The following is a 25750-nucleotide window of genomic DNA, read 5'->3' as shown; positions in this document are numbered from 1 at the left end:
AAAATCATCATGAGAACATCTCGATGTAGCTCGAATGTCTTTGGTGATATTTCACTCGTGAAGAGTATCTAAAGCTAAAAATTTAATTAGCAGAAACTCCCCCTAAATTACTTAATAAGTACGATAAAAATAAGGCGAACTGATATTTCGCCTTGTAGACTAATGGCAAAGTTATGATAAAGCATCCGATAATATTCCTTTTCCCCGCAATTTTTAGTTTCAACTCATTTAGTGACGACAGCCTAGAGTATCAACCTTTTATGGGGGTGCAGGTCGGATATCAATCAGGACTAGATTCTGCGTATGTTGGAGAAGACCCGACGGGGACGTCATGGGGTGGAAATGTAGGAGTGCAATTGAATAAGAATTGGAGTGTTGCGTTAGGATACCATAACCTCCAAAAGTTGAAAGCCGACCTAACAGGTGTCGAAGTATATACACAGTTCCTCGATGTCACGGCCCGATACGACTGGTCATTAGTAGATAAATGGGCGGTCTATGGCTCTGCAGGTTTAGCTATCTGGCAAATGGAAAAGTCGGCGTCTAATAGCACATATGATGCTGTAGGTTTGTCACCTAAATTAGAAGCGGGATTGAGTTATCAGCTAAGTTCAAATTTTGATGCCAATATCGGGTACCAATATCTTCAAGGCATTGGCGAGTCTTCGACCGAAGTCGGTGAGTACGATAACCAGGCTTTTATTGCCGGTTTGACTTGGCGCTTTGGTTCTAAAGATGTAGATAGTCTCGATAAGTTTGAGCTCGGTTCTGCACGCCCACAGGTATCTCTAAAGGACAAAACTCATCAGTCGGTTAATGAAGTGGCAAGGACGAGTAGTTGTGGGGACTTTGACAAAAGTAACCTAGGGCCTCGTGCTGTTTATTTTAAAGTAGGAAACGCGGGTGCAATAGACGCCGAAGACCTCTCGCATCAACTGCAGCAGATTGCTAACCAGCTTTGTGAGCAATCGAGTTTATATGTAGAGGTGAAAGGGTTTGCGTCACCTGAGGGGGACGAATCCTTTAACCTTAAGCTGTCGGAAAAACGAGTCAAAGTGGTGATAGATAAATTGCTCAAAAAAGGTGTGGCACTTTCTAGAATTCACGGTTATGCGTTCGGAGAGGATGCTAATTCAACAGACAGGAACGATGCAAGAAGAGTAGAGCTCCATCTTTTCTAATTGTTGTTGCACTAGACGAATAATCTTATAAACAACGCTAACGTTATGGAATTGACTTTTTCAAAGTTGGCATAGTTAAAAAGCTAAATGCGGCAGGGACATATGTAATGAGAAGTTTGGGAAAAATTTGCTGGTTGAGTATCTAAGTGAGAATTTTCTAACCATTGAGCAACTTGTAAAACTTACTAATGTTGATTAACGCACTATCAGGCTTTATCAAAAAGAGAGCATGATGCCTCTGGCGTCTTATAAACTTGATATAAGCGTTAATTGCGAGTCATTCACTGGTAAACATAACGAGCGTCAGTCCTTAGAGTATTATGCGAAAGGCTACGTATCTTGGTTAAGTACTGTCCACTCACTAAAAAGCGAAAAATGGGCATTTACAGAATTCTCGAATCGCTATAATCACAGGTAAATTTGCTAAGGGGCCCTGAATGCGATACTAAATCAGGCTCAGTGTTGCTAGATTGGCAACATTTCTTACAGGATACTTATGGGCTTTGTACCTCGACCGAGCTTCCCGATCAAATTGCAACAAAAACATTTGCCACTGACAAAGTTAAGACGCTCACTAAACGGCGACTCACTTGATGTAAGAGAAAAAGAAGAGCTGAAAGACTTTGTTAATTTGCTTGATAACGTCTGCTCATGTTTCGCCCCTCATGAAAGATTAACTAGTGCGAGATACTTGTTGATCGATTGCGTATGCAGAAAGTATGAGCTCGAGGAATAGTTTGCAATAGCTAAAAACATTTCTAGTTTGGTAAATGGCAACGATGAACCCATTACATACTGTTCGCTTGTGCGTGAGAGGAAGTTGTAGTCAGTGGTCTGAACGGACGATATCCGTCCTTGTGTCTGCGCCTAACAGACTGCTCGCGATAAGTTTCCCCCAGACACTCATATAGCATTCATGCACAGTTGACTGTAATCAATAAGGGTACAATCTGTGCAGCATCCCCTGAATACTAGCCAATGAATTTTCCCGAAGTCCCCATTGAGAAATGACCAGTCACTAGTTTTAGCAAAGCACTTTAACCTCTATATCTCTCATGTAGGCATTGATTATGAATTTTAATTGCATATGCCTATACATCTTTAAATGTATTTGTTCAAAAATGACGTTATTCAATGTTTTGGAGCTTCATAGCATGTATTCGATAGATAAAGCCTTGTTTTATCGGGCAACTGGCACTGAATTTTATTCTGATGTTGGGTTTAAATTTCGCCAACTAGCCATCAAAAGTTTGAATAAAGTTCTAGCTGAAACGCAAAGTCTAAACAATTCCGACTTGTTTGACTGTGTCCATCGAGTTAAAGGCATAACTTTAGCTTGTGGTGTGAGCGATGCGGCTTATGTTTGTAAAAAACTAGAACAATACAGCGATCTTATGTGTCACGCCAAGGTAAATGAGCAACTCATTAAGGTTATTGTGTCAGTCATTGAACTATATGAGAGTGAGTCGTTATAGCAATGTCATTTCGCAAAAAGATTATTATGGTTAATGCTTTTATAATTATCGTGTTTGTAGCGCTTTTAACTTATTCAAGTATACGTATTGTTCAAGACTCATCTGTTGGACAATTTAATCAGATCAAAGAAAGCATCACCAATTACAATAAAGGCCTGCTACAAACCTTTGTTCGAGCTCAGAGCTTAAGCTTAAACAAGGAAGTTGACCTCATTAGAGAAGCTGTTGAACATTTGGCTACTGATTTCATGCAAATTGATAGAAATCAGGACGATAAAGACAGTAAGCTCATCGAACGTCTAATCTATGTGAATCAAAACCTCAAACCTTTTATCAATGAGGTGACTTCTGTTAATTTCGTTGAAAAAACAGAAACTGAAGTAAAAAGTGGTCGTATTGTTACCTTAAACACTCAGCTTGAATTTGATGATTTGTTTCAATATCGTAACTTTTATATAGGTAAATCTTATTCAAATGAGTTGCTGATAGACTTCTCTCTATTTGTTCCGTTGAAAAAAATTCCAAATAAAGTTTTAAGGTTTAGGCTGAACCTGGATTATTTCGCAAGCTCATTGGCATTCGATAACATGGTTGAAGGCTTGCAGTATCGTTATTTTATCGTCGATAGTCGAGGGAAACTAGTAGCATCAAATTTAAAGCAAGATGCACTGGCTTTGTTGACACATACTATTAATAAAAGAAGAGAGTTGGAAAGTGTCTCTACTTATATTTTGTCACATGACATAGGAAGTCTTTCTGTCGAGCTTATTTTAGGTGCCTATGATGTGACCTTTATTAAGAATTATAAGACGGGATGGCGGTTAATACTGGTCACCCCTGAATCGGTTGTTGGATCTAACTATCTTACAACCAAAGAACTTTTGCTATCGTCAGATAGCGCGTTAGTAAAAAAGTTTATTCTGATAAGCCTCATTTTCCTAACGGTTTTCGTATCACTTAATAGTGTTATAACAAACGAGATGTTTTTGCCGATAAACAAATTAATTCATCAAGCTCAGTCGTTGAAAAATAGAGATTTTGACGAAGCAACTAACATCATTCTTTGCAATGGTAGTGAGATTGAACAGTTGTCTAGAGCGTATAGTGAGGCAGGGACACAAATTCAGTTAATGCTTGAAAATCTAGAAGAAAAAGTGAGTCAGAGGACTATTCTATATGAAAGTGCAGCACAACAGGCTAGTGAAGCAAATGAGCAAAAATCGAATTTGATTTCGAATGTATCTCATGAGATTCGCACCCCATTAAATGCGATTATCGGATACACGCATATGCTTTTATCTACAAGCATGTTGGATAGAAACAGTAGGGAAATACGTGGGATATCAAACGCTAGCAACACTATATTGCGCATAGTGAACGATTTACTAGACTACGAAAGAGCTCATGCGTCAGGTTATGTGTTGTACCCTAAGGACACTTTGGTAAGTGATATTGTCGACCATATAAAAATTACGTTTGAACCTATGGCTCTTGCTAAGGGACTATCGCTGTCAGTATCAAGTGATCTAGAGGGTGGGGAGTCGGTTTACGTTGATGAGCTTAGGCTCAAACAATGCATAAGCAATATTGTGGTAAACGCTATGAAGTTTACCAATATTGGTAAAGTCGATGTGCGATGTTTACAGACGAAAGACCATTTTATCATAACAGTGGCAGACACAGGAATAGGCATTTCTCAAGACAAGTTGACTCACATTTTCAGAGGGTTTGAGCAAATTAATCATGAAGATCAACAGTCAGGGTTCGGTTTAGGACTAGCGATAACAAAGCAAATTGTCCAACTTATGAATGGTGAGTTGACTGTTGCAAGCGAGTTAGGTGCTGGAACTGTGTTTACTGTTGCGCTACCAAATGAAAAAGGGGCTATGTATATATGCTCCGAACATAGTTGTCAACAGACTATGTTCGAACAAGCGAACAAACTTGCTTTGTCTGATAATAGTTTCAACGATGTAAGAGTGTTAGTCGTTGACGATGTTGAATATAACAGAGAGATCTTAGAGTTCCTCTTAGCTCAACTTGGATGTACCTGTGTGCAAGCAGTCAATGGAGTCGATGCTTTGGAGTTGGCTCGAAACTCCGACTTTGATGTAGTTTTCACTGATATCTCAATGCCTAAAATGAACGGTATCCAATTGTCGGAAGAATTATATAAGGTCGAACCTTTACTACCCGTGATCGCAGTTACCGCAAGAGCAACACTGAAAGAAAAGGCACGTATGGAACGTTTCTTTAAGTGCTACCTAACAAAACCGTTAGATAGGGAAGACTTAAAGAATAAGCTTGCGTGTGCACTTAACCTTGGACAATGCGTATAGCGAGGGCTAATACCTTTTACTTGTTAGGCAATATGTAACAGTGCTTTGTTACACGGTCCGATTAAGATCAGTTCGATATCGGGTATTTGAATGGAAGTTTATGGGCATGTATGGGTTTGAAAAAACAATAATGCTCTTAGCATCGGCATTAGAGGTAACTGATAATATGCTTAGAACAAAAATGAATAGACGGAGACTTTATGTTTGGAAAGTTAGTTAGAAGTTTTCGCATAAAAAATGGCCTATCTCAAACCGTGTTTGTAGATATGGTACAAAGAAGCAGTGCAAAGTTTGACAGTTTAGATGTAGTAACCCTCAGTCGGTGGGAACGTGGGGTGACTAAACCTCATTTAACACGCCAGAATAACCTCCTAGAGTTATTGGGCGTTGATATTTTTGATGTATGGGAAGGTGAGTCAAAGGCAAACCCAATTAGCCGAAAAGTTAACGCAAATAGCTATATCGACGAATCCTCTGAAAATAATATCAAAGTTGTAGTTATTAACGCAACAAATTTGTCTCAGCTAAATAAATATCTTCAGTTAGTCGATGTTATATTTGATTCTGATAAAAACTTTATATTATCGAAACTGAATGAAGTGGGCGCTAGGCGTATATCAACAATGGAGAAAATATTAGAACTACATTCTAGTGAGATGGTACTGGTCACTGTCCACGGCCAGTTAGTAGGTCACTTAATTAGTGTTGATTCAAATGAGCTATCAAGTAGGTTCAAAATACCTCTTGAAAAAGACGAGCCTGTTAGATTGATACTATCTTTTAACGCAACAACTCAGTTCTCTTTTGTCGCGACTCTCGGTAGAGAGGTATATAAGTTAGTGCAAAGCCTAAACCCTGAAAAAAAACTTAGTGTATTTGTAAAAGATAAGGCAATGTTCGACATTTTGTATAATTTGGGTTTCTCTTATAAGACATTCGGAGGTGCCAATAATCGTCAAAAACTCATGATGTTGACCAAAGATAAGGTTAAGTCGGAACGAGTATGGATGCAGATTGTTAGAGGTTATAAAGGTGAATAAATTGAAAAAAGCAGTCCTAATCGTTGATGATGTGGAGTTCTCCAGAGAGCTACTCAGTTCTGCAATTTTAAATGTTAGCTACGAAACAATAGTACACTCCGCTGAAAATGCTAACCAAGCTATTAATAAACTGGAAAAAAACTCGTACGATTTGATTATTACCGACATTATGATGCCTGGAGGTGATGGTTTTGAGCTACTAAAAATATTGTCAAAAAAAGCGATTGATAGCAAAATAATCATTACATCAGGGCTGGATAAGTCAATTGTAAGCTCTGTAAGTATGTTGGGTAAACTATATGAACTTAATGTTGTAGCTTCACTTGAAAAGCCTATTTGGTTAGAGCAGGTAACTGAGTTAGCAGAGTCAGCCCTAGCACCTGATAAATTTAAACAAATCTACACATGTAAAGAGTTGAAAGAACTTAAAGGTGAAGATTACCCAATCAAACTTTTGTATCAACCTCAGGTTATCTCTGATGAAGAGACGATTTGTGGATTTGAAGTGCTGTCTAGATGGTCAGCGAATGATGGTGAACTAATTCCACCAAACTGTTTTCTTCCTATGATCGAAAGTTTAGGAAAGCAGAAGGCTTTCACCAAGGTTGTACTAGAGAAGTTCGTGGAAGATTACCATAACTATTTTAAAGATATAGAGATAAACACCAAGTTCTCGATCAATGTTGATCCAAGCGTTTTGATAGACGAACAGCTATTTGGACATATTTTGAGTCTATATGAAGGAGGTGTCACGCACACCATAGTCATTGAAATTACCGAGCAAGGTGTCTCTCCGGAAATTGAATGTGAGCTATTGGAGCGGGTTTTGCAACTAAGATTAGCTGGGTTTGAAATCTCAGTCGATGATTTTGGCGTTAATGCCTCAAACATAGAAAGAGTAATGAGGCTTCCAATCAATGAATTGAAAATTGATAAACAAATCACTTGGGCTTTTCACTATAACTCTGACTATATGCAATTGTTGAATGAAGTTAGGAAACTTGCGTCTGCCAAGAGTGCAAGAGTCGTTTATGAAGGAGTTGAAAGCCAGGAGATGGTTAGCGCATTAGAGGCAATTAATGGCTATTACCAACAAGGCTTTTTCTACGGAGTTCCAACTAGCCCTCAACAAGCTCGGGAGATGACTTTCGCTAACTTAAAAAGCTGAATTTGATAGTTTAGCAATTTACTTGAGTGTTTTTTTTAGGTGCCATGTATTCGTTTTGTCCGAAGTTGTAAGATTTTCCTGTTGCATAATGCAATGAATCTTATTTAGAGCATTCTTAATGTTCATATCAGAAGTTAACTTACAGGAAAGTCTTACATGTTATCACGATTAGCGACTTCAATCGCTCTTGGCTTAATATCTACGGGAGCCTACGCAAACAGTTTGGAAATTACGTCACTATCTCAAACACAGGGAGAGAAAGCGGAATCTACATATGTCGGTGAGCCTATCGTGGCCTCAAAAAACGGGGGCGCGATTTTTCACTTTAACAAGCAAGGAGAAGAAAACAATTACTACTGGGTAAACCAAGAAAACCGCGTACTGGCAAAAGGCGTTGTATTCATACCGTCGATGATGGACGCGAACTCACAAGTCAGACTGTGTCAAGCAATCGTAAATACGCCTAATGGGTTGGAGGAGAAAGTTGAGGTAACGTGCTCTAACTCTTTACATGTTGAGCGCGGTAATCCAGATTTGTACAATCGTAGTTTACGTTCGACAGTTCTTAATATCGATGATCTATGGGATATTAAGCAAAGTGTAGCAAACGATGCTCCAATCTACTCAGGTGACGAGACCGTCAAATTAGAGCTGGATCTTTCTTATTCGGGAGAACTTACTAGTCTCGAAGAAGTACTTTCGTCAAATGAGCCTAAGTTTGCTATGGTTTACTACTCTATCCAAGATCAAAATGATAACTACCTTGTATCAGCACAACGTTATTACCCAGAAGAACCGTCCTTTGTGCACAGTAGCTTAAATGAAACCGTAACTAGAGAGGCTGATATTAACTTAGGTGACGCATCCGTAATTAAGGTATGTGGCATTGGCTTCGCGACTGCAGGTTCTAGTACCTTTCTTCCTTTAGATTGTGACACGAGGGTAATTGAAGCCGATGAGACAATCGATGGCTGGGCTAAGAGTCCTACAGCAGAGCAGTTTTCCGCACTTTTCCCAGGACATTCATACATCCGTTCACGTTCAGTTAATGGCGTGTACTATGCGGCTAGTCCATTAATGTCGAATAATGAAAACCTCCAAGAAAAATATTGTGAGAGTATAGGCCCCAACTATTCGTCACCTTCAACTAATGAACTATTGCTGTTAAAGTCTGCGGAAGATGGGTATAACTCCGCGAGTTGGCCTGCATTTACTAACTATTGGTCAAAAGATATCGTAGATGGGCCTTTCCCTATCCCTGGTATCGTTTGGAATGACACTGTAGTTGTGTCCGATGACAACTCGGTTCAGCCAGCAGATAATACATCGTACCATGGTTTATTTTCTTGTATGAAGCAAAAGTAAACTAACTTTTTGATAGTTTTCTATACTCTGTATAGAAAGCTATTTTTTTTGGATACCAACCTAATTAAACACCAAAACGTTATACTGACCAAGCTTAATATGGCTTCAAGTTATTTTTATTCTATGACCAGTTCAACTTTCCCTAATTGAACCTTAGGATTTATCAAAGGCCTACACCTCAGTGATATAAGTATGTTGTTTTCCCCTTACGTGACAGTATCGATGATTTATCTCTATTCTGATTTTTTGGTGTTAAATGGTGTATTTCTCATACTTTATTTATTTTAATACGGGAGGTTATATTTAAATGGTCGCTTTAAGAGGAATTATTATTGCGTTAGGTCTTGCTGCTTTTTCCAAATGCCAATGCAGACGTTAATATAAGGTTTGAAAACTTAGATCCGAGTGTTGGAAAAGTAGTATTCGGATATGTAGAGAATAAAGCCGTCACTAATTTTGAAGAAAATGGTGATTTTCGTGAATTTTATTGGGCGGATACTAACGGAGGCGTTATTTCTACCAAACCCTATCTATATGAAGATTCGATTGCTGACGTCAATTATGTGTCATTTTGTGTTCGACATGATGAAGAAGTGCAGTGCTCTAAGTATGAGTGTTTGAACACCAACCAAACGAACTCAACGACCGGACAGATATCTAGTAACATAGCATTCCTTAACATCCGATTTATCGAGCCTGATAAGCTAGCTATTGACCATCAACCGATTAGTTTAACGGAGCTAGATATAGTCTCTGGTACCGTTACTTTTATTTATACAGCGCACATAGACCAAAAAGGGTTGGTGCGCAGTAGTCAATTGCTCAAAGAGGTAGATAAAACCTATTTGGAAGGCCGCATAGGCTTTGTTGCGTAATTAAATTTAGAGATAGAGCCAACCCGTTTCGCTTGTTTCTTAGTCAATACGACAAGTTTCAGGCATACCTAACCCAGTAAGCTTGTTCAACGCTTTTATCATCGCGTAAGTTTCACCCACCTGGGCATTGTAATTTCTTAAGCTCAGTTTCCCTCCTAGCAACTGTTTAACTCGATACATCGCTGTTTCTGAGAGTGAACGTTTGTGGTATCCATACCGCTCTTTCCAATACTTATTTGAGTCGTATAATTTCTGGCAACCCACGGCGAAATTTCGAGGGTGACCACGCTCCCAGAAGGCAGCCCCTTCTCTTGGGGGAATAAGCGCAATAGCTCCCTTAATCTTAATAGCAGCGTGACACGCTCTCGTGTCGTAAGCGCCATCACCAGACACCTCAAGGATACTTCGGCGTGTTTGTTTCAGTAAGTTCGGGAGTACTTCTCCATCTGTAACCGTCGATAAACTTAGCTCGGCGGCAATGATCTCATGAGTGTTGGTATCGACTGCAATATGCAGCTTTCGCCAGACTCTACGCTTGCCATCCGTCCCATGTTTTTTGACTTTCCATTCACCTTCGCCATAAACCTTAAGGCCAGTAGCATCAATGGCTAGGTGCTGTATCGCTCCTCTCGTTTTAGTCTTAAATGAAACCTCAACTTGCTTGGCTCTACGACTGATGCAGGTGTAATGCGGACAACTTAACGGTACATGGGCTAACCTAAATATCGAGTCGATAAATCCTTGCAGCGCTCTCAATGGCATAGAAAAAACTCGTTTGACCATGAGTGCTGTCGTGATAGCTAAATCACTGAACCGACGCGGCCTACCGCGCTTATTCTGTTTGCTTTGCGCCCATCCGCTTATTGCTTCTTCATCAATCCAAAAAGTCAGAGAACCACGGTTAATGAGTGATCGGTTGTATTGCTTCCAGTTGGTTGTTTTATAACGAGGCTTAGGCATAGGACTACGAGATAGAGTGGAGGTAGCTGATCAGATCGTAGGTTCTTGATTTAGTTCCATTGAATTACGCAACAAAGCCGGCCGCATATTAACAGATGAACTCGAAATACAAGCATGTAGCGTTACTGGGTTTGTCGTCTCTGAGCCTACATATCTAGAAGGGTGCACGCCGTTTTATGATGTGAGTGGAACATTACCTCCCATTGAACAAAAAACGGCAAAAGGTTGTATTGTGAGCCTTATGAGTGGTGAAAAATATTGCCTTTCTGTAGGTCAAAGATCAGGTTATCGACTGCCTAAATGGATTCATAAGCATCCTGTTTACGTTGATAACGATAGAGGAACAAAGGTCATGTTGTCAGATTGGGACAATCTATCTTACAACCGTATCGCGACGTTTGAAGGGATTACCACTCAAAAAGATTTAAAAAGAGCAAAGGCAAAAAATGGTGAGTACATAGACTTTTCTCACCCAAGATCAATGAGAGTACTCAAAAGTGATACTAAGTTAGGGTGTATACACAGTCTGAGCGCTGACGTTAAGTATTGCCTGCCTCCTGGAGCTAGATCTGACTATCGTCTACCTAGTTGGATTTATAAGCACGAAGTTTATCTCGACAATGATCGAGGTACTAAGGTTATGCTGTCCGATTGGGATAATTTATCTTACAACAGACTTGCGGTTTTTGATGGCTCAGTATTGAATAATGAGCTCCAACATATTAGAGCCAGGAATGGTGATTATCTCGATTTTTCAAGGCCCAGATCAATGCGTGTTCAAGTCAGTGATACGAAGCTTGGTTGTATTTCCAGTTTATATTCCCCAGTTAGTTTTTGTCTTCCTGTGGGCAAAAGGTCACAGTACACTCTGCCGAATTGGATCTACAATCATGCAGTTACCGTCGGTACTGATCGTGGTGTTAGTGTTTTATTATCAGACTGGGATAACCTCTCCTATAACCGTCTTGCGAGATTTGAAGGTAACGTCACTAATGATGAATTAAAAAATGTTCGAGTATTCAATGGTGAGTATTTGGACTTCTCTCACCCTAAATCAATGCGGGTGATGATTACCCCTGATAACTAGCATGTTTCCAAGAACTTATATTTAGTATAAAACAAATACCAACGCCTTAATTTGGTTTTGGTGTTTGTATTTAGTAACTCAAAGTGATGTTGTGTATGCACGTTGAGTGGCTAATCTAATATTTGCATTGTCCCTTTAGTTGCTGTCACTGCGGATCCTATTAATTTAGTTCGTCCATTACTCAACAGTTCTGTAGTAACGTATTCCTCTCGGGAAGATGCTTGATATCCCTGAAAGTACTCTCTTTCCTAGCTTTCTTGACCAATACACAGCTAAGGCGCAATGTGCTGATCCTGTTACTGGATCTTCATTGACACCGACCCAAGGTGCAAAATATCTTGAAGATAATTCCAGTTCGTTAGCCTGAGAGCATGTGGTAACTAGAACCGCTCGCCTACAGCCTGTTTAAGTGCTTCAAAGTTTGGTTGAAGTTTGAGGAGCGTGATTTCGCTATCAATTTCTTTCTGACTTACAGGATCACTTTGGTGCCTGCGCTTTAGCATATTGAGTAACCAAGGTTCAAATACAGAAGTGATCCGCACCAGAAGTTTTGGACACTGAGTTAAGTGAGTAAATTCACTAACGAGGTGAACTATGACAAACAAGAAAAAACGTATTATCCATTCTCCTGAATTTAAAGCAAAAACCCTCAAGCTTACTGAAAAAGTGGGTGTTGCTGCTAGACAGCTATCTCTGCATGAATCTCAGACCTATGGCTGGGTTAAGCTGCAAACAAGAACTCCAGCACTACTGAGCGGGAAAAAGAATTAGCAGCAGAAGTCGCGAAACTCAAAAGGCAGTTGGCGGAACAAGCTGAAGAGCTAGAAATAGTAAAAAATCCGCCACCTATTTTGCGAAGAATCTAAAGTAAATCGCTATGAATTTATGCTTGAACATCTGCTGCTTTTCCGTGTTTCACGGATGGTTAAGGTGTTCGGCATATCGCGAAGTGGGTTTTATTACTGGAATAAAAATTGCCTGTGGGAGCAAGCTCGGCAAGCTTTAGACTGAAAGGTTAAAGAAGCGTTCGACAACAGCAAAAGTAGGGGCGGAGCTAGGCGCATTCAAGCAGAGTTAGCTGATAACGGGGATAATCACAATGTGAAGACTATCGCCAGTAGCATGAAGCACCAAAGCCTAGTAGCAAAAGGGGCTCGCAAGTTTAAATGTACAACGGACACTAATCATAGGTTACCAGTTGCTCCTAATTTGTTAGAGCAGGACTTTACTGCAACTGGCCCGAAACAGAAGTGGGCGGGAGATATCATCTATTTAGCGACCAGCGAGGGCTGGTTGTACTTGGCTGTAATCATTGACCTTTACTCACGGCAAGTCGTGGGCTGGTCGATGGACACGAGGATGATAGCTGCATTGGTCAGTGATGCACTTTCGATGGCTTTATTCCGCCGTGGTTTCCCTGAGCAAGTTATTGTTCATAGTGACCGAAGTAGTCAGTACTGTTCTAAAGACTACCGAGAACTGATAAGCGCCTATATTTAAGGCAAAGTATGAGTCGTAAATGAAACCGCTGGGACAACGCCTGTGTAGAGATTCTTCCATTCCATGAAGGTGGAAGCGATACAATATGAGCCAATTATGACAAGAGAAGAGGTGCGTTAAACGATCTTCGAATACATTGAGGTTGATTATAATCAGACGAGAAGGCACAGTGTTCTTGGGTATCTAAGCCCAGCTAACTTTGAAAAGCAAAATGTCGCTTAATGAAGTGTCCAGTCTAGCTGGAGCAGATCACTAGTTAGAACTTGCGATGGGAATTCGCTATATATTATAGAGTGTGCAACGTTGTAAACTAAGTGGAAGTTCGAATATGAATAAGTTATTTGCAGATATGTTGCTTAGCATTCGCAACGTCCAAGAGTTTACTCAACAAGGAATGGTGGATAGGCTTGTTAGTACTCATCAAGCATTCGAGAAACTAGATTTAACCACCTATAGCCGTTGGGAAAGGGGGGTAACAACTCCTAAGTTGGCTAAGCAGGTATTGCTGGCTAGAGTGTTTGATGTGGATGTGTCGGGTATCATAAAAGAAAATATGAACTCACTTGTATATAATGCTGAGGTGGTGGACAGTTACTTGAACCAAATGCTCACACCTTACTTCACGGTGATTGATCAATTACGGGTAAGGAAATATGTAGGCGTTCCAAAAGATAATGCGTTATTAGACTCTTTGGAATCGTTTCATTCTGAGTATTTGGGCATTAATTTTGCGCCAGAAGTTTTAAATGATCCTAACTTAATTTGTGAAGCCTATAGTGATGAAAGCGGGAGTTTACTAGGACATTTTTTATACGGATTTGTTGAAAGAGGGTGTTGCAACGAGAGTCTAAAAGTAGATACAACTGAGTGCCCTTTTGTCGATAAACTTGCCAACAGTACGAGTTTATATGTAGTTTCGTGTTTTGGTAGTCTTCCAGCGTGTCGAATGACTCTTTTGGTCAGCATCTTAAACTTACTGAAGAATAACCCTAGGTGCCATAGCCTTTTAATAAACAACCATGATCAAACAGCTTTTAATTTATTAAATGTACCTAGTATGACACCAGAAATTAGGAACAAAGGCGTTGTTTTAGCTAATGGTGGTATTAAGCTCGGAAGTAAAAGGTATCGTTTTTTGCAAGTTGAAGTCGAGGCACAAAGAATATTGTCTGAGAAAGCTTTTATTGAGTTGGTCGTGCACTCAGAACAATACCTTGACGTTCTGCGCATGGATTCTTGAGTTGTCAGTCCTAACACTGAACAAAAGAACATTTAGTCACCAAGTCTTAACAAGCGCTCGAATTTACAAGCTTTTGGGCTAAGTTGTCTCGCGAAACTTCAGGGTCGTGGGGTAACGCACCGGATCCTTGGATAGTCAGCGACAAATGCGTCGGCCAAGCTTGGAAAGTCGCTCCTTACTGGGTTGCAGAGGTAGGACATTCAACTAACCCTGACGCAGAGTTGAAAGTAACTTTCTTACAGGCCTTGTACAACAAAAACTAAGTTATCAAAAAAATATCAACATATGGTTGTTTCAACATTAAAATTTTAAGAATTGAGCCGCTTTTTAGCGGCTCTTTTTTGATCTCTCAAACTTGGTAAATAGCGATAGAGCGTCATTGGTAGTATGTTTTTATTTTTCGAAAGAAGTTGGATTTAAAATGCCATTAACAGATTTAATGAGCGCAGGAACTATGATGGTGATTAGTATTATCATAAATAATGATGCGCTAGACCAGTGCCAACCTAAGACATTTGTCGTGTAAAAATAAGCACCGATAGAAAGTGGTAGCGTAAAGTTAAATACGATTAAGATGGTCAATGCAGCTCCAGCCCATAATATACCGAACTGATTCTCTAGTCCTGAAAACCCCATGCCTGTGTAGAAAAGCCCCGATATCATTACAATTAAGGCGCTTAGACAGCCTGAGTTCATTTTAAATCCTAATTCCCATTGATAAAAATTTAAAATATCAGAGCGACTACTTATTTGAATTAGCATTTCAATTTAATATTATTTTGATGTGCTAATAAATATAGTGTGGATATTTTAACTTTTTGATTACAAAGGAATTTTCAGCCATTTGTAGACAAAGATAGGTTGGGTATCAATGATAGGTGAGCATTACATTGGGTAATATAACCTTAAATCACTCTTAGTTATTGATTGTATTGGATTTTTAATGGGGGGTGGTTTTGCAGAGCAAGCTTAGATGTTTGTTCCAGAATGCGATTAAGGCAAGTAGTCATAGAATTATTTTGGCAAGAACTAATATGCGCTAATATCTGAATCTTTTGCGGGGAGAAATGATTGACTTTCTAAGTGATATATTTTTCATGTTGTTCTCCAAGTTTGGTGGAGTCGTTTAAAAATTAATATCAAAAAGCCGCTTTTGTGAACTGACCCCCAATAGTTGGACACCAATTATTGGGGGTCTTTTTATGTCCAAATATAGCCGAGAGCTAAAATGTATCATCACCAATTCATTGATACTTAAGGGTTACAGCGATTTTTTTGGGTAATATTGATTTTTTTATTTGTATTGTGAATGTTTGTTGAAATTTTAATCACTGTTCTTAGGTCTATATTAATTGTATCTAAGGAATAAGAACTAACTTATGAAATGCAATCAACTAAACTGGAGAGTCGCTCTCTTATTGGCATCAAGTATTATAATTACAGCTTGCGGTGGTGGCTCAAGTGATTCTACGAATTCTTCTATTCCTGAAAGTGCAGTATCGTATAAAGTCACATTTTCGAGCAATTGGACTTCGACTAGCTTCCCGACAAATTACCCTTCAAACTGGCTTTGTTGCGTAATTCAATGGAACTAAATCAAGAACCTACGATCTGATCAGCTACCTCCACTCTATCTCGTAGTCCTATGCCTAAGCCTCGTTATAAAACAACCAACTGGAAGCAATACAACCGATCACTCATTAACCGTGGTTCTCTGACTTTTTGGATTGATGAAGAAGCAATAAGCGGATGGGCGCAAAGCAAACAGAATAAGCGCGGTAGGCCGCGTCGGTTCAGTGATTTAGCTATCACGACAGCACTCATGGTCAAACGAGTTTTTTCTATGCCATTGAGAGCGCTGCAAGGATTTATCGACTCGATATTTAGGTTAGCCCATGTACCGTTAAGTTGTCCGCATTACACCTGCATCAGTCGTAGAGCCAAGCAAGTTGAGGTTTCATTTAAGACTAAAACGAGAGGAGCGATACAGCACCTAGCCATTGATGCTACTGGCCTTAAGGTTTATGGCGAAGGTGAATGGAAAGTCAAAAAACATGGGACGGATGGCAAGCGTAGAGTCTGGCGAAAGCTGCATATTGCAGTCGATACCAACACTCATGAGATCATTGCCGCCGAGCTAAGTTTATCGACGGTTACAGATGGAGAAGTACTCCCGAACTTACTGAAACAAACACGCCGAAGTATCCTTGAGGTGTCTGGTGATGGCGCTTACGACACGAGAGCGTGTCACGCTGCTATTAAGATTAAGGGAGCTATTGCGCTTATTCCCCCAAGAGAAGGGGCTGCCTTCTGGGAGCGTGGTCACCCTCGAAATTTCGCCGTGGGTTGCCAGAAATTATACGACTCAAATAAGTATTGGAAAGAGCGGTATGGATACCACAAACGTTCACTCTCAGAAACAGCGATGTATCGAGTTAAACAGTTGCTAGGAGGGAAACTGAGCTTAAGAAATTACAATGCCCAGGTGGGTGAAACTTACGCGATGATAAAAGCGTTGAACAAGCTTACTGGGTTAGGTATGCCTGAAACTTGTCGTATTGACTAAGAAACAAGCGAAACGGGTTGGCTCTATCTCTAAATTTAATTACGCAACAAAGCCCTTCAAACTCTCACTTCTCACCACTTATAGGAATGACACATAATACATCAGCAAGCTTGTTTCAAAGAGGTAGTCAATCTAGCCCTGGTGTTGAAGAAGTAGCTGAGACTGGCAGCACTAATGTCATCAAATCAGAAATTGGGGATATTCAAAATTTAGGTAACAGCCAATCCTTAATTGAAGGAGGTGGACTTCCTAATGGACAGAGTCAATTAGAATTAACATTCGATATCGATGAAGATTTCCCTTTAGTTAGCATAATTACTATGGTTGCTCCCAGTCCGGATTGGTTTGTCGGTGTTGATAGCTTGAACCTTTACCAAAATGGAACGTGGGTAGATCAAGTTCAAGTAGACCTTAAGGTGTATGACTCGGGGACTGATAGTGGAGTTACTTTTGGGTCTGCTAATTCAGATAGTTCCCCGAAAATGAATATAGAGCTTCTTACATCCAATATTTCTGATGCCGATTTTGTTGATGGAATTCATCGAACTACGGGGGCGTATATCGGTACATTTACCTTTAAGCGTCAGTGATGGTTCCTTTTTCGTGTAACTTTTCTGTTTGACGAGAGATGTATATTTTGTCCATGTACGATTGGTATAAAGATCAAAGAGCCGATTTCATCGGCTCTTTTTGTTTGAGGTTTAGCTGTCACTTAGGAGAGTACTGAATCCCTAGCATCTTCTACTTCGCATCATTCGAAGGAAACAGTGCTCGTTTCGCTTCTTCATCACGTTCAGTTTTGAATTCAACGCAAAAGGCCCGTGATGGTATGTCAGAGGCTTGATGGTGTTCATTGTGTAGGGAAGGCTAGGGAGCCTTAATGTTTACCCTATTAGAAGCGGAATTCAGCGCTTAGTGCGTAGCTGTTGTCTACGATTTTTGCTTCGTACATTGTGTATTCCAGTGCAATACGAACAGGACCTAGAGTTACACCTGTACCCACACCGTAGTAAATGTCGTCTGTATCACCTAGGTTACTTTGGAAGTGACCGATACCTAGACGACCGTATACGTCAAAAATCGTAATAGGTAGTGTTAGTTTTGTACTTGCTAACCATGCATCTGAATAAATGTGTTCGAAGTCTTTGTGTGTATCAACAAAATCCGCGTATCCAGCTTCAACCGATAGTAGGTCATTAATCTGGTAGCCTAAGTAAAGGCTGTAGCCGCTATTCTCATCACTGAAATCTGTATTGTCGCTTTCAGCTTGGTACTCAGAATATAGGTAGCTAGCACCAATATATGGGTCAGCGCTTGCTTGAGTTACGAAGAAGATAGCAGCGATAGGAAGAATAAATTTGTTCAGTTTCATGGTTTAAAGCTCTTAATATAAAGGTTAACTAATGTTCCCTAATCCTTCAGCGGGTGATGTATCTACATCAATTCTTATGTCCTTATTGCAAGTGACTACAGGGAACGTTATGCCTTTCTCTCGTTTGCATGTCGCCCCTCACTTGCGGTGTGGAGCTATCATGCAGATTTTGTGATTCGCTGACATAACGTAAAGCTCACCAGTTCATAAAGTTTCATAACTTCAATATCAATAAAATATAAAGTTAATTATTACAGTTAGTTAGGCTCTATTTTTGTTGAGAAAATTTTGGGGTCGCTCGTATTAATTTTTGCTTGCTCTGAGTTTTGACAATAACCGCCGTGAATTTTATGGAAATGCTTCTGAATGATGTCGGCTGAAACGAAAATTGTGAAAAATCACACACAACCGGTCGAAATTATCAGCAAAATCATTGGATTGAAGCTATGTTTAGACGATAAGAAGAGCCATAAAGAGTGAGTGAGCGTGAATGCTTGAGAAAAACATCAGTTTTATCGTAGATGAGTGGCAGTTTATGCCTAACGAAGGGCAGATTCAGTTTGCTGATTCGTGTATTACGATTGATAACCGCCTCACTAAGTTGCTTGAGTTCTTATGTTTGAACCCGGGTTTGACTCATACGCGTGATGAGTTAATTGAAGAGGTTTGGAATGGCAGTGTATTAACCGACCAAGTTGTCACCCAAGCGGTATTTGAACTACGAAAAGTTCTGAAAACACACAGTAAAAGGACAAGCAGTTATATTGTTACCGTTCCAAAGCGTGGTTACCGATTTGATGGTGAAGTGAGAGTTGAGAAAGTAGAGCTCCAAAAACCTGATCTCCAGAAAACAGCTCCCCAAAAACCCGCTCTCCAAAAAACTGAGCAGCTTGATGTTAATGAACGCCAATCAACGCCTGAAACCCAAGATCTTGTCGAAAGAGAAGGCCGGGAAGAGGGCTATGTAAAGCCATCAGAAAATTCTCCAAGAAGTAGAAAGCTGCATTACATACTGGCGTTTTTGGCCGTTGTCATTGTTTTACAATCATCATATATGTGGTTTTCTCAGAGCAAACAAAGCCCTTCGCAAGCAAGCTCGGCTCACTCATTAAGTCATTATGAATTTCGTTATGTTGTATTGAATGTAACGGAAGAGGTTAAGGCGCAACCCGAGCTTTATGGAATCGTAATTAAGCTGATTGAACATATTGGTTTTTATAGCAATATCAGAGTGGTTAAGTCTGATGAGCATAAGAAGTTGGCCGCGATTGAGTTTAATATCTCAACGGCAAAAAGCAGTGACGGCAAGAAAACTCGTTTATTGGTGAAGTATGTTAACCGAGCGTCGGGAGGCGTGCATTTAAACCGCCGTTATTCCACCAACTTTGCTCGTTTCCATGAGACGTTTGCTGCGATGATCGACGATCTATTGCGTGCTATGTATATCGATGTGCCTGAAGAAGAGTTACAGCGCAATATTTCTGTTTTTCCTCAGGATAAAGAATCGGTCAAGGCGTTGATGTCTGCGACCGGGGTTTCTTACAGCACCGTGGATTTTGATATGGCGCTTAAGCATTTTCGAGAGGCCAGAGCGCTGGCTCCAGATAACGCTTATGCTATTTCGGTGAGTTACATAAGTGAAGTGCTGACGGTTTTCTCAACAGATGAGGAAAATATTAAACCTAGAATCAAGGCGTTGAATGAGCAATATTCCTCGTCTTTGTCTGCCATTCTTAAGCGAGGAAATAACCCTCGAGTTTGTGAAGCGAACGCAATATTAGCGCTGTCTCAAAGTGAGCCTGATAAGGCGTTAAAGATCTTGTTGTCGATTCCTTACAATCAACATACGCCTCTGACTTACCTTTTAATGGCTAAAGCAGAAGAGGCGCGTGGCAACACTATGGGCGCCAAAGAGTTGTATTTGCAAGCGACGCAAAATACTTCTTCACCGATTGCATTGACGCTAGCCGGTCCGTTGTTCTTTGACAGTAATTTAGACAAACTGATTGAACAACTTCAGGGTGTTAAACTCGATGTCGACGGTAAATAGTCAAAGTTAAAAGCAGATAAAAGCGGTAGCACTAGAATTAGCGGTAGCACTAGAATTAGCAGCAGCACTGGAAATAGCAGTTGCACTAGAAACAGCAACTGAAACCTAACTAGCGCGTTTCGTTTCTCTATTACATGATAGGGCCTCGGTTACCGAGGCCTTTCTGTACGTGGAGAGTTCTTCTTTAAGACTTTAGTTACGCTTTTCTGCAACAGCAGAGAATTAGGATAAGTAATTAGGTTGCCGCTTGGGTGCTTGATTAGAGTATGAAACATCTTAATCTCAAGGATCTTTCCTTCGATATCATCCCCATCTGCAACAATTATTGAATCGCCAATTCGGTAAGGGAATACGAAGAAGATCAGAAAGCTCGCGGTGATATTACTCAGAATTGACCATTGGGCGATGAAGGCGACACCAAAAACCGTCACCAAGGACGAGATGAAAATGGTGAAGTTCCCATAGCCAATCCCACTGACGATGATATAGGTCGCAAACAGCAGTATGAACGAGAAAATGTTGAAGCAGCGAATGATGAACATTGTGCGTGTCGTCGCGACAGACTTTACTTGTGCAAGGTTGGTAACGGTCGTCGAAATAAAGCGCTTGAGAAGCCAATAGGCAAGAATAAATACAAGGGCAAGCAGCAAATCATATTGCTTTAGTGTATTAAAAATGTGGACTAGAAAGTTCGGCATAACGACCTCAATTGTGATGAGCCGTTATTGTGCATAGTTGCTTGAATGTGCGCATCATCAAACGATTATCGTTTTATAATACGAGAAATGAATAGAAGCCATTTTTGATTTCAATAAACCTTGTCGATATGAATTTTAGTAACAAGTTATTGATAAGCAGTAATTTATTTTTTGTTTATATTTTTATAACTGATATGTAAGCCTTCTGTGATGTCTGATGTCATTCAATTTGTAGAATAAGCGCTCCTTTGTTCATCATCGAGTTTGTCATGACAATCATAGTTATAAAGTTAGTGTTTATTTATATCCATAAAAGGCGAAAAACCAAGCAGTCAAAGCCGTTAGAAATGAGGTCCTTTTAAGATGCTGACCTTACTCATTACTCAATTCGTAATTTTCTGGACAGTGGTTGGTCGTATTCGCGCAACGTCTGTTTCTACACGCTTGAAATCGAGAATCGGCACTGCTTCTAAAGGCTTTAAAGGAAATAGATAAGAATCGCTTTATAACATGCGAGCTTTATAACAGGCGAACTTGATTGAAGAGCGAGCTTAACTCACCAATCAAGCTCTGTTTTGACAATACAGCTCAGCACGGAACTGAGCTTCGTATTCATGTTCTGAACGCTTAACTGGTGAGTGTCGGTAATAGAGTTCTTGTTACTGTTATTGTTATTGCTATTCAGCGAAGTTAGACGGGAATAACGCTCTAAGCGCCTCTTCATCACGTTCGGTTTTAAACTCAATGCCTTTGCCGATTTCGCGAGCACGCAGTGCAGCAGGGCGGGCGTTGATTGCATCGAACCAGCGCTTCAAATTCGGGTAAGGTTCTAAGCCTTCTTCACCAAGCACAACTGGTGCTTTATCAATCCAACCCCATGCCGCGACATCGACGATGGTGTACTCATTTCCGACGAAAAACTCACGACCTTCCATATGTTTCTCTAACACTTCGTAGTGACGTTGTGCTTCGCGTAGATAACGATTTACCGCGTAATCTAAGCCTGCTGGCGCAGCATGACGGAAGTGTACTGATTGGCCAGAGTATGGACCAAGACCGCTTGCGATAAACATCATCCAAGATAATAGTTCGGCTCTGTCTTCTGGCTGACCAGCTAGCTTGCCTGTTTTCTCAGATAGGTAGAGCAGGATAGCATTAGAGTCGAATACACGTTGTCCTTCATCTTCAATCGCAGGCGTTTTGCCATTTGGATTGATCAAACGATATTCCGGTGAATGCTGCTCACCCTTTAAGGTATCGACAGGAACAAGTTCAAAATCTAGACCTGTCTCTTCCAAAAACAGAGCGATCTTCATTGGGTTTGGTGTTTGGTGAAAATAGAACTTAAGCATGGGGTAACTCCTTGTATTGGTCACTTATTAAAGCACCACTTGAACGATCGTTCAATGGGTGGTTTTTGAATTTTCTGTGAATTGACGGATTTGATACCAAACTCTGTGCCTTTTGAACTTGGCTGTTTAAACGTGAATTAGCGTCGACTGGTAGGGGAATCGCGTTTTAAGCTGCTGAAATAATGAACATAAAATGCACATTTAGGTTTGATGTTGAGCTTCGAAACTTACGGGTTTAGATGGAATAGGGGTGTGGGATTCGAAGTTAAATATTCCAAAGTCATCAAGGGCGCTACTCATAACTCGAAGCGATCTGGATATTTGAGCTTACTCTGGCGCATAAAATCGTGATCTGCAGCCACACCTTATGCAACAAATGAATATCAACCTTGGAGAGTAAGGTTTGGTTCACGGTTTTTTAATCTTGGCGGCTTACATTGGTGAGCAAATCTGATGTGAACACTTAACGACACAGGATCTTTCCATGAAAAAGAACATTATCGCCCTCGCTCTTGGTGGCATGCTCGCTTTTGGCGCAACACCTTATTCTTTTGCTGCTAACGATGGCGCTGTACAGGCTTCTGCGGACTACGCGCAGTTGGTGACTAAGCGACAAGTTGTCGACCAACTACTTCTTGATGCGTTGCAGGCGTTTAAGTCTCCGGCAAGAATTTCACACGCGGGCTTCACGGCTAAAATGCCAAGCAACATGGAAATTGTGACTAACCGATTGTTAGAGGCGTACCAGCTAGAACCTTACCGTACTGACCTGTTGATTTCGGCTGCCAATGCTCAGATCTACAACAAGAATGCAGAGCGCGCTATTGAGCTATTTGAGCAAGCATTGACGGTTGCGCCAGACGATGTCGACTTGCACGCGTATCTTGCGGTTTGGCAGAGATTCGAAGGCAATGACAGTGAATCCAACAAGCACATGGAGAAACTGGAAAGCCTGAATAAGGGCAGAGCAGAAGACATCAAACGCATTTTTGCTACGGTTGATCGCGTGTTGGAAACACCGCTGAAAGAGTCGGCGGACAAAGGTTTATTGGATGAACATGGTGCCATTGTTACTTTGGGTTACGCGCTTACCCCTGATGGTTCTATGCATCAAATCTTAATTGAACGCCTTGAAACCACATTAGCAATGTCGAAAGCGAACCCTGATGCAATGATCGTGTTAACGGGTGGTGTGCCAAAGAACCATAAGACTGAAGGCAAGTTAATGGCGGATTGGCTTATCGAAAAAGGGGTAAGCAAAGACCGCATCATTGAAGAGAATTACGCGACCAGCACGGTAGGTAATGCCTTGTTCAGTAGCTATGCGCTTGCTCGCCATGATATTAAACACGCGACCATTATTAGTTCGGCGAGCCACGTTCGTCGTGGTCAAACTCTGTTTGAAATTGCGAGCTGGCAAACCGGCCCTCAGGGCATTACCTTCGATACGGTCTCTTATCCAGACAAGCCGCTAGAAGATCTTAAGAAAGCGAGCAGTGGTGAGCTATTAGGTATCTACCGTGATGCTCTAAGAACTTATGGCATGTGGAGCTACCGTTCTTACCCACTGGAATCTCGTTAAGCCCAAGCATTCTTTGCGTTTGGGAAAAGTGCGGTTCGCGTTAAACCAAAGCGTCACTTGTTAGTACAATCGAGCACAGCTAGATGGTATGCTGTGCTCCTATTTAATTTAGTGTTTCAAAGGCAAAAAAATGAACCCGATTTTAGCAATGTTGAAAGAGAACAATATTAGCGACGAGCAGATCAGTGAGCTATTCAAAACGCTGACAGAGAACCCTCTTGCAGCAATGGCGACGATCAGCCAACTTGGTTTACCTCAAGACAAACTTCAAATGCTGATGGGTCAGGTAATGCAAAACCCTGCGCTAATCAAAGAAGCAGTTGAAGAGCTTGGCCTAGATTTTTCTAAGGTTGAAGCGGCTAAAGAGCAACTTCAAAAATAAGTGAATTTGAATGAGCTAATATCGAATTAGCTTTATCCACATTCAATAAAAAGGTCGTTTAAGTTCAGCAATAGGCTGTCTTAACGGCCTTTTTTGATCTTGGGGGCGATTTTTGACTTTGATTTGAGTGCTTTCAATCATCCTCTCCGACCCTATACATACCGACCATTCCAACACAATTGACAGCAACCTTGCCAAATATGTGCGACTACTGACAATTTACTTACTAGACTTAATTAACCTATGTGCGACCTGAGATGTGCACCTTGATGAACAGAGTTTTTGGATGAAGACAGCCCTAAATAATAGGGCTAGCCGATTTGGGCCATAAGCGCGGTTTGTCTATGAGTCACATTAAGGAAAAGAATAAGAGGGCAACAAACTAAGCCCTTTATCGAGCAGTGATTTATAGGAAATTAGTTATGAAGTATTTAAAGGAAACCGCTTTAGCGAGCCTTGTGCTGGCTGGGCTTGTTGGTTGTGGCGGTGATTCAGGTTCATCAAGCAGCACGACACCCATTACTTTGAGCGTGAGTGATGCGCCCATTGATGATGTTAAAGACGTAACTGTGACATTCAGTAAGGTCGCTTTACTTCCTCAAGGGGGAGGTTCGCCACTGATTTATGATGTGTATAAAACGGACGAAAACGGCGATTACGTTGATGAAAATGGCGATCCATTGCCAGATGGTGAGGATCCGATTCCATTAAGTGTGAATTTGCTGGATTACCAGGGCAGCGATGCGCTTCCTTTGATTGAAAATGAGGTCATTCCGGTAGGCAGCTATAAGTTGTGTGTGTTTGCCAATGATGGCGATCACCCAACAGATCCATCTTACGTGATAGAAAACGATGATATGATCCGTGAGTTAACAGTGAAAGGTGAAGGCGCGTGCCCGCAAGGTGTGGGTAAAGAAGACAACGCTGGCGTACTTTACTTTAATAACTCATTTAATGTGAACCAGCAAAGTAACGATTTTGTTGTCGAGTTCGATCTTCGACGTGGCCTAAAGAACAGTTCGACTTTCCCTGATTACACTATTCAAAGAACGTCTGTAAGCCTTATCAATACGGTTGAGACAGGAAACATTGAAGGCACTGTTGCTCTTTCTACTTATGACACTTGTAACGGTGGTGATAATACATTTGTTCAGTCGGTGTACTTGTATGAAGGTAGTGTTGAACAAGCTGACATGGCTCCGATTGGCGGCAGTGATGAAGTGAAACCGATCACTTCAGCGTCAGTGGCAATGAATCAAGCACAGACTAACTATGAGTTCTCTCTGGGCTTCATCGATCCAGGTACTTACTCATTAGGGTATACCTGTACTGCGCAGTTCGACAGTGATGAAGACAATGCTGATCCAGTTGCTGATGGTTTTGAAATCTATGATGTTCAAAATAGTGTTCAGGTAGTGGTTGGTCAGGATAGCCAAGTGTCATTCTAAGCTTTATGTGAATGACGCTTTTTAATCAAAACGGCCTCTCATTTGGAGGCCGTTTTTGATCATGTCACCG

At 40.8% G+C, this 25750-nt stretch carries 24 protein-coding genes and 2 pseudogenes; 20 read left to right on the top strand and 6 right to left on the bottom strand.

All coding sequences use genetic code 11. The features are described from left to right. Window positions 1–173: 173 nt before the first annotated feature. The 9 genes from OCV20_RS21210 (at window position 174) to OCV20_RS21170 (ending at window position 9443) form a co-directional block, all read left to right on the top strand. Window positions 174–1181: an OmpA family protein gene (locus tag OCV20_RS21210; protein ID WP_086774551.1), complete on the top strand. Its 1008-nt coding sequence runs from the start codon at window positions 174–176 to the stop codon at window positions 1179–1181. Window positions 1182–1640: 459 nt separating this feature from the next. Beyond that, a complete protein-coding gene (locus OCV20_RS21205) occupies window positions 1641–1775 on the top strand; it encodes a DUF6058 family natural product biosynthesis protein (RefSeq protein WP_238382799.1) in 135 nt (44 codons plus the stop codon). Next, entirely contained in the window at window positions 1714–1917 is a 204-nt protein-coding gene (locus OCV20_RS21200; protein ID WP_238382797.1) for a DUF6058 family natural product biosynthesis protein, read from the top strand. The genes OCV20_RS21205 and OCV20_RS21200 overlap by 62 nt, the downstream gene beginning before the upstream one ends. 418 nt (window positions 1918–2335) lie before the next feature. Next, window positions 2336–2656 (top strand): Hpt domain-containing protein, encoded by a 321-nt coding sequence (locus OCV20_RS21195; RefSeq protein ID WP_086774550.1) that lies wholly within the window; start codon window positions 2336–2338, stop codon window positions 2654–2656. 2 nt (window positions 2657–2658) lie between these two features. Then, a complete protein-coding gene (locus OCV20_RS21190) occupies window positions 2659–4995 on the top strand; it encodes an ATP-binding protein (protein ID WP_086774549.1) in 2337 nt (778 codons plus the stop codon). 200 nt (window positions 4996–5195) lie between these two features. Then, complete coding sequence (locus OCV20_RS21185; RefSeq protein WP_086774548.1) at window positions 5196–6035, top strand: helix-turn-helix domain-containing protein; 840 nt, start codon at window positions 5196–5198, stop codon at window positions 6033–6035. Between the two features lies 1 nt (window position 6036). Further along, window positions 6037–7203, top strand: coding sequence for an EAL domain-containing response regulator (locus tag OCV20_RS21180; protein WP_086774552.1), 1167 nt, complete (start codon window positions 6037–6039; stop codon window positions 7201–7203). Between the two features lie 156 nt (window positions 7204–7359). After that, window positions 7360–8568 carry a hypothetical protein gene (locus tag OCV20_RS21175; RefSeq protein WP_086774547.1) on the top strand — a complete coding sequence of 403 codons (1209 nt, stop codon included), beginning with the start codon at window positions 7360–7362 and terminating at the stop codon, window positions 8566–8568. A 344-nt stretch (window positions 8569–8912) separates the two neighbouring features. After that, window positions 8913–9443, top strand: a complete 531-nt coding sequence (locus OCV20_RS21170; RefSeq protein WP_086774546.1) for a hypothetical protein — start codon at window positions 8913–8915, stop codon at window positions 9441–9443. A 39-nt stretch (window positions 9444–9482) separates the two neighbouring features. Here OCV20_RS21170 and OCV20_RS21165 read toward each other — a convergent pair whose 3' ends face one another. Beyond that, window positions 9483–10403 (bottom strand): IS5 family transposase, encoded by a 921-nt coding sequence (locus tag OCV20_RS21165; protein ID WP_086773621.1) that lies wholly within the window; start codon window positions 10401–10403, stop codon window positions 9483–9485. A 181-nt stretch (window positions 10404–10584) separates the two neighbouring features. Between OCV20_RS21165 and OCV20_RS21160 the strand changes: the two genes are divergently transcribed. After that, entirely contained in the window at window positions 10585–11490 is a 906-nt protein-coding gene (locus tag OCV20_RS21160; RefSeq protein WP_261881527.1) for a hypothetical protein, read from the top strand. A gap of 110 nt (window positions 11491–11600) precedes the next feature. Here the strand turns inward: OCV20_RS21160 and OCV20_RS25965 are convergent. Beyond that, window positions 11601–11951 (bottom strand): annotated as a pseudogene (locus OCV20_RS25965) (PhzF family phenazine biosynthesis protein); the annotation flags it as partial. Between the two features lie 133 nt (window positions 11952–12084). On the opposite strand from OCV20_RS25965, the pseudogene OCV20_RS21150 reads away from it, so the two are divergent. From OCV20_RS21150 to OCV20_RS21140, 3 genes and pseudogenes are all read left to right on the top strand, one after another. Continuing rightward, a pseudogene (locus OCV20_RS21150) lies at window positions 12085–13212 on the top strand (IS3 family transposase). Between the two features lie 106 nt (window positions 13213–13318). Next, the gene (locus OCV20_RS21145) at window positions 13319–14230 is read left to right on the top strand and encodes a helix-turn-helix transcriptional regulator (RefSeq protein ID WP_086775955.1); all 912 of its coding nucleotides are present in this window, start codon (window positions 13319–13321) and stop codon (window positions 14228–14230) included. Window positions 14231–14313: 83 nt separating this feature from the next. Further along, on the top strand, window positions 14314–14493 hold the full coding sequence (locus tag OCV20_RS21140; protein ID WP_086775954.1) for a hypothetical protein: 180 nt from the start codon (window positions 14314–14316) through the stop codon (window positions 14491–14493). Between the two features lie 130 nt (window positions 14494–14623). Here the strand turns inward: OCV20_RS21140 and OCV20_RS21135 are convergent, their stop codons facing one another. After that, entirely contained in the window at window positions 14624–14992 is a 369-nt protein-coding gene (locus OCV20_RS21135) for a hypothetical protein (protein WP_162290827.1), read from the bottom strand. Between the two features lie 883 nt (window positions 14993–15875). Between OCV20_RS21135 and OCV20_RS21130 the strand changes: the two genes are divergently transcribed. Together OCV20_RS21130 and OCV20_RS21125 are read left to right on the top strand one after the other, a co-directional pair. After that, complete coding sequence (locus tag OCV20_RS21130) at window positions 15876–16796, top strand: IS5 family transposase (RefSeq protein WP_086773621.1); 921 nt, start codon at window positions 15876–15878, stop codon at window positions 16794–16796. 17 nt (window positions 16797–16813) lie between these two features. Then, window positions 16814–17386, top strand: coding sequence for a spondin domain-containing protein (locus OCV20_RS21125; RefSeq protein ID WP_261881526.1), 573 nt, complete (start codon window positions 16814–16816; stop codon window positions 17384–17386). Between the two features lie 302 nt (window positions 17387–17688). Here OCV20_RS21125 and OCV20_RS21120 read toward each other — a convergent pair whose 3' ends face one another. Beyond that, entirely contained in the window at window positions 17689–18168 is a 480-nt protein-coding gene (locus OCV20_RS21120) for a porin (protein ID WP_086775720.1), read from the bottom strand. A gap of 490 nt (window positions 18169–18658) precedes the next feature. Between OCV20_RS21120 and OCV20_RS21115 the strand changes: the two genes are divergently transcribed. Beyond that, entirely contained in the window at window positions 18659–20218 is a 1560-nt protein-coding gene (locus tag OCV20_RS21115; protein ID WP_086775721.1) for a winged helix-turn-helix domain-containing protein, read from the top strand. A 149-nt stretch (window positions 20219–20367) separates the two neighbouring features. Here the strand turns inward: OCV20_RS21115 and OCV20_RS21110 are convergent, their stop codons facing one another. After that, window positions 20368–20916 carry a mechanosensitive ion channel family protein gene (locus OCV20_RS21110; protein ID WP_086775722.1) on the bottom strand — a complete coding sequence of 183 codons (549 nt, stop codon included), beginning with the start codon at window positions 20914–20916 and terminating at the stop codon, window positions 20368–20370. Window positions 20917–21279: 363 nt separating this feature from the next. Here OCV20_RS21110 and OCV20_RS21105 point away from each other — a divergent pair, with 363 nt between their 5' ends. Next, window positions 21280–21411 carry a hypothetical protein gene (locus OCV20_RS21105; RefSeq protein ID WP_260256846.1) on the top strand — a complete coding sequence of 44 codons (132 nt, stop codon included), beginning with the start codon at window positions 21280–21282 and terminating at the stop codon, window positions 21409–21411. Between the two features lie 182 nt (window positions 21412–21593). Here the strand turns inward: OCV20_RS21105 and OCV20_RS21100 are convergent, their stop codons facing one another. Further along, a complete protein-coding gene (locus OCV20_RS21100) occupies window positions 21594–22268 on the bottom strand; it encodes a glutathione S-transferase family protein (protein ID WP_048606098.1) in 675 nt (224 codons plus the stop codon). Between the two features lie 484 nt (window positions 22269–22752). Here OCV20_RS21100 and OCV20_RS21095 point away from each other — a divergent pair, with 484 nt between their 5' ends. The 3 genes from OCV20_RS21095 (at window position 22753) to OCV20_RS21085 (ending at window position 25680) form a co-directional block, all read left to right on the top strand. After that, on the top strand, window positions 22753–23850 hold the full coding sequence (locus OCV20_RS21095) for a YdcF family protein (RefSeq protein WP_086775723.1): 1098 nt from the start codon (window positions 22753–22755) through the stop codon (window positions 23848–23850). Window positions 23851–23980: 130 nt separating this feature from the next. After that, complete coding sequence (locus OCV20_RS21090) at window positions 23981–24232, top strand: DUF2999 family protein (RefSeq protein ID WP_004731647.1); 252 nt, start codon at window positions 23981–23983, stop codon at window positions 24230–24232. 422 nt (window positions 24233–24654) lie between these two features. Then, window positions 24655–25680: a DUF4382 domain-containing protein gene (locus OCV20_RS21085; RefSeq protein ID WP_086775724.1), complete on the top strand. Its 1026-nt coding sequence runs from the start codon at window positions 24655–24657 to the stop codon at window positions 25678–25680. Window positions 25681–25750 lie beyond the last annotated feature (70 nt).

The organism is Vibrio coralliirubri (assembly GCF_024347375.1).
Lineage (GTDB): Bacteria > Pseudomonadota > Gammaproteobacteria > Enterobacterales > Vibrionaceae > Vibrio > Vibrio coralliirubri.
This window is presented reverse-complemented; position numbering and strand designations above follow the sequence as displayed.